The sequence below is a fragment of the Nocardioides sp. genome, from assembly GCF_050699375.1.
In the GTDB taxonomy this organism is placed as follows: Bacteria; Actinomycetota; Actinomycetes; order Propionibacteriales; family Nocardioidaceae; genus Nocardioides.
In genome coordinates this window covers 1-5,015 of the sequence record NZ_JBOHDN010000001.1, presented here as the reverse complement: position 1 = coordinate 5,015, position 5,015 = coordinate 1, and the positions used below count along the sequence as shown (strand labels likewise).

The window sequence follows — 5,015 nt, the reverse complement described above, 5'->3', positions numbered from 1 at the left end:
TCAGACTTGGGCGTCGACGAGGCCTTGACCTCGATCCCGATGACCTGTCGGTCAGGTGTCTGGAGGACGATGTCGACTTCGACCTGGTCCTTGGTCCGGTAGTGGAAGAGCTCGGCACCAACGTCCGCCAGGGGCAGTTGCCGGGCGATCTCCATCGTGACGAATCCTTCCAGGAGTCCGCCAAGGGGACTACCGATGCGCCGCAGCGATGCGTCATCCTGGCGCAGCTGGGCCGAGGCGATCCCGGAGTCCACCATCGCCACCTTGGGGGTCTTGGTCGTACGCGTCCCAAGGTTCCTGATCAACGCTGGAATCTGCTTGATCAGGAACACCTCCTCGAGCAGGTGGAGGTAATTGTTGACCGTGTGCTGAGAGATCGCGAGCTCGCTGGCCAGCTTGCCCGGTACAAGCAATCCGCCCGAGCGGGTCGCCAACATGTCGATGAGCGCGCGCATCTGAGGTCCGCGCTCGATCTCGGAGAGCTGGACAACGTCACGATTGACCAGATCAGCGACGTACTCACGAAGGAACTGCCCCCGGCGGCGACCAGACCGCGCCAACGCCGCGGGGAAGCCGCCGCGTACGACTCTTTGGATGTAGTCGCCTTGGACCAGGTCCGACTCATGCTTCAGGTCGGGACCCTGCTCGAAAGCTGCTCTCACGAAACCATCTGGGGCACCGTCGATCTCACCCTGGGAGAGGGGCCAGAGCTCGATGGTCTGCATCCGGCCCACCAGAGTGTCCGGGAGCGCGCGTAGGCCAAGCACGCGCGCGGACCCGGTCAGGAGGAATCGGCCCGGGACGAAGTCCTGGTCGACCACGGCCTTGATCGGGAGGAGGAGCTCGGGCATCCGTTGGATCTCGTCGATCACCATCGTCGGAGCCCGCTGGACGAATCCCATCTCGTCATCGCGGGCCGCACCTCGAGCCCCGGGATCGTCGAGAGTGACCAGCTCCATGCCGCGATCTGCCGCAACCTGTGCGACGAGGGTGCTCTTGCCGGCTTGACGGGGTCCGTTCACCAGAACGACTCGAGTGTCGGACATCGCCTCCTGCACCAAAAGCGCCGCGTGACGAGGAAGAATACGACCGACTGGCGACTGCGGAACTTTCACCATGCCCCGATCATGACACACGTACTGCAGTTTCGTCGCCCCGTCTGCTGCAGTTTGGTCGGGATCGATGCTGCAGTTTGGTCGCGCGGGTTGTTGCAGTTTGGTCGCGGGGTCTAGACAAGCTCATGCTCCGGGGATGGCGCTACCAGCTCACCGGGAGGTGGGAGTAGCCGCGGAGGATGCGGGTGTTGCGGCGTACGCCTTGGCCAGAGACCCGGAGGGTCGGGTAGCGCTCGTAGAGGAGGCGGAGGCCTACGCGGGCTTCGAGGCGGGCGAGGCTGGCGCCGAGGCAGAAGTGGGCGCCGGCGGAGAAGGAGAGGTGCTGGTCGGCGTTGGGTCGGGTGATGTCGTACGTGTCGGGGTCGGCGAAGACCGACGGGTCGCGGTTGGCTCCGCCCAGGAGTACGGCGACGGCGGTGCCTTTGGGGACGTCGACGTCGGCCACGCGCGTTGGAACATAGGCCTGGCGGACGGTGGCCATGACGGGCGGGTCCCAGCGCAAGGTCTCCTCGACGACACCGTCGGCCATCGAAGGGTCCGCGATGAAGAGGGAGCGCTGGGAGGGGTGGGCGTCCAAGGCCGCGACGGCGTTGCCAATCAGGTTGACCGTGGTCTCGAAGCCGGCCGCCAACAGCAGCAGACCGAGGGCGTGGAGCTCGATGTCGTCGAGGTCCCCGGCGATCACCAGGGCGCTGAGGAGGTCGTCGCCGGGATCGGACCGGAGGCGGCGTACGTGATCCTCGAACCAGTGGTGCAGCGACCTCATCGCGGCCTCGACCTGGGAGTAGTCCCGCCACGACAACCCCGGATCGAGGATCGCGGCGGCCTGGTCGCCCCAGCGCAGGATGTCTGGCCGATCCGAGTCGGGCACGCCCAAGAGCTCGGCGATGACTGCGATCGGGAGCTTGGCTGCGTACTCCTCGATGATGTCGACCTGCCCCTCGCGCGGGTCGAGATCGTCGAGGAGGTCGCCGGCGACCGAGGTGACCATCTCGGCCATCGAGCTGATCCGGCGGGCCGTGAAGGCCTTCGATACGTGCTTGCGATAGCGGGTGTGCAGCGGCGGGTCGACGGCGAGCATCGATGGCGGGTCGACCGGCCCCAGGGCGTCGGGCGCGCTCACCTTGCCGAGGAGCCAGCGCAGCGGCACGGGCAGCTCGCCCTGGCCGTCACCGACGCCGAAGTCGCTGCTGCGCAGGATCTCGTTGGCCGCTGCGTACGACACCGTGCCGGCCATGAACGGGTTGGAGTGGATCGCGCCCCGCGCACGCAGACGGCTGTAGTCCGGCATGTCGCGCGACCACATCAGCTCGGCGAGCGGGTCGCCGCGCCTGGAGGCGAAGCTCAGCACGGCGCGGTTGAGGCCCTGGGACAGGGCCCAGCGGGCGTACGACCGCGGCACCTCCAGCGGTGGCATCTCACGCAGAGGCATCGGCCATCTCCTCGGAGAACTCGTGCACACCGATCCGACCCATCAACGGAGCCAGCTCGGCCGTCAGGTCGGCGAAGGCCGCCTCGTAGTCCTCCGGCGACAGCGCCGGGTCGAGCTGCGCCTGGAAGCGGATGCGCCAGCGGTGGCGGAGCGCCTGGGCCAGGCGCTCCGGGGTGCCGAAGAGCTCGGCATACGCCGGCGACCACGGCAACCGGCGGGCAAAGCCTGCGCGCAGCTCGGCCTCCGCCTCGTTCAGCAGCCGGTAACGCTCATGGGTCTGGTTCCACGTCATTGTGTTCACCGTCCTCTTGCTTGGTGACCACGACGCTAAGGGGCCGAGGAAGCCGGGCACATCGGACGCTGGCAGGCACCTGCGTTCCTACCGTAGTAGGAGTGGCCCCGCCTGCCACGGTTGGATGCGGCCCACGTGGCGCCTTCCTAGACTGGACGGCATGAATGTCCTGGCGGCGACGCACAACGTGCGTGATTTCCTGGACCGTCGCGTACGCAGCAAGGATCTCGACATTCCCTGGTGGGCGCCGCTGCTGTCGGCAGCCGCCCTCATCGGGGTGGTCACCGTGGCCGTGCTCCAGCGGGAGGCCGCCGGCCCGATCGTGCTCGCCGGCCTGGTCATCGTCGTCCCGTCGCTGAGCATGTTCTTCATCCCGACCACCGCCGACTGGCTCAAGCACAACATGTGGGTCATCGACGCGGTGCCGACAATCGTCGGCTCGGCGTGGCTGATGTCGCACCCGGCGACCGCGTTCTGGCCACAGCACGACTTCGCGCCGGCCGTGCTGGTCCCGATCACGCTCGAGATGGTCATCCGTGAGGGGCTCCGCATCGGGACCCTCTACGGGATCGCCTCGGGAGTGGTGATCGGGGTCTTCGCCGCCGACACACCCAGCGGCATCGGGGTCCACTTCCTGCTGCTCGTCGTCGGTTGGGTGTGCGGGCTGATGATGCTCGCCCAGATGCGCGCGCTGCGCGCCGAGCGGCTCGCCCGGTCGCAGGAGCACGCTCGCGCGACCGAGGCCGAGCGCACCCGGATCGCCCGCGAGATCCACGATCTGGTGGGGCACTCGCTCTCGATCACGCTTCTGCACCTGACCGCCGCGCGGCGCTCGGTCGCCGAGGGGGACGACGCGGCCGAGGCGGTGTCAGCGCTCACCGAGGCGGAGGCCGTCGGACGCCGAGCGATGGCCGAGATCCGGCGTACGATCGGCGTCCTCTCCGCCTCCGGGGCAGGCACGGCGCCGCTCCCCGGGGCATCGGACGTGGTCAGGCTCGTGGAGGAGGGCCGCAGCGCCGGGCAGTCGATCGCGTTCTCGTCCACCGGTGACCTCTCTCGCATCGATGCCGGGGTCGGGCTGGGCATCTACCGGATCCTCCAGGAGTCGCTCGCCAACGCCATCCGGCATGCACCGGGCGCCCCGGTCTCGGTCTCGTTGGCGGTCTCGGACGGCGTACGTCTCTCCGTGCGGAACCCGCTCGTCGGACCGCGGCGCGGGGTCGGCGAGGGGTCCGGGCTGGCTGGCATGGCGACCCGTGCCGAGCAGCTCCGCGGCCGCCTCTCCGCCGGCGACGACGGCACGATGTGGAAGGTTGACCTGGTGATCCCACCGCACTGCCTCATCCGCAAGGCCATCGCATGACGCCGGTCAACGGCTCCTCGCCGATCCGCGTGATCGTGGTCGACGACCAGGAGCTCGTACGCAGCGGCCTGCGGCGCATCCTGCGGCGGCGCGACGGCCTGGAGATCGTCGCCGAGTGCGGGGGCGGGTCCGAGGTGGTCGCGGCGCTCGAGGCCAACCCTGCCGATGTCGTGGTCATGGACCTGCGGATGCGGCAGGTCGACGGCATCACCGCGACCGGCACCCTGCGAGCGCTCCCGTCCGCTCCGCCGGTCCTGGTGCTGACGACGTTCGACGAGGACGAGCTCGTCTCGGGTGCCCTGCGCGCCGGGGCGGCCGGCTTCATCCTCAAGGACTCGCCCGCCGAGGAGCTGGTGATGGCCGTACGCTCCGTCGCCCTCGGCGACGCCTGGCTCGACCCCGCCATAACCGGGCGGGTCCTGGCGACCTACCGCTCCGCCGCCGCCCCGTCGGCGTCGCATGCCGAGATCTCCGAGCTCACCGACCGTGAGCTCGAGGTGCTCCGCGGCCTCGCCTCCGGGTGGACCAACTCCGAGATCGCCGAGCGGCTCGTCATCTCCGAGCTGACCGTGAAGTCCCACATCGGCCGCATCTTCGCCAAGCTCGACCTCCGCGACCGCGCCGCCGCCATCGTCTTCGCGTACGACCACGGCATCGTCCGCCCCGCCGACCGCTGAGACGTCAGTTCTGCAGGCCGAGACGTCAACTCTGCAGGGCGAGAGGTCAGTTGTGCAGGCCGAGAGGTCAGTTGTGCAGGCCGAGAGGTCAGTTGTGCAGGCCGAGTGGGCAGCCATGTGACTCCTCGGCCTGCAC

Annotated in this window: 5 protein-coding genes; 2 read left to right on the top strand and 3 right to left on the bottom strand. The window is 68.9% G+C overall.

Features of this window, described 5'->3' with window-relative positions:
- From ACRDPS_RS00025 to ACRDPS_RS00015, 3 genes are all read right to left on the bottom strand, one after another.
- Positions 1–1,022: ATP-binding protein (locus ACRDPS_RS00025; protein WP_431499561.1), on the bottom strand; the 1,022-nt coding region annotated here is incomplete at its 3' end.
- Positions 1,023–1,257: 235 nt separating this feature from the next.
- Positions 1,258–2,547, bottom strand: coding sequence for a cytochrome P450 (locus tag ACRDPS_RS00020; protein WP_431499560.1), 1,290 nt, complete (start codon positions 2,545–2,547; stop codon positions 1,258–1,260).
- On the bottom strand, positions 2,534–2,839 hold the full coding sequence (locus tag ACRDPS_RS00015) for a hypothetical protein (RefSeq protein WP_431499559.1): 306 nt from the start codon (positions 2,837–2,839) through the stop codon (positions 2,534–2,536). The genes ACRDPS_RS00020 and ACRDPS_RS00015 overlap by 14 nt, the downstream gene beginning before the upstream one ends.
- A gap of 160 nt (positions 2,840–2,999) precedes the next feature.
- On the opposite strand from ACRDPS_RS00015, the gene ACRDPS_RS00010 reads away from it, so the two are divergent.
- Complete coding sequence (locus ACRDPS_RS00010) at positions 3,000–4,202, top strand: sensor histidine kinase (protein ID WP_431499558.1); 1,203 nt, start codon at positions 3,000–3,002, stop codon at positions 4,200–4,202.
- Complete coding sequence (locus ACRDPS_RS00005; RefSeq protein WP_431499557.1) at positions 4,199–4,879, top strand: response regulator transcription factor; 681 nt, start codon at positions 4,199–4,201, stop codon at positions 4,877–4,879. The genes ACRDPS_RS00010 and ACRDPS_RS00005 overlap by 4 nt, the downstream gene beginning before the upstream one ends.
- Positions 4,880–5,015 lie beyond the last annotated feature (136 nt).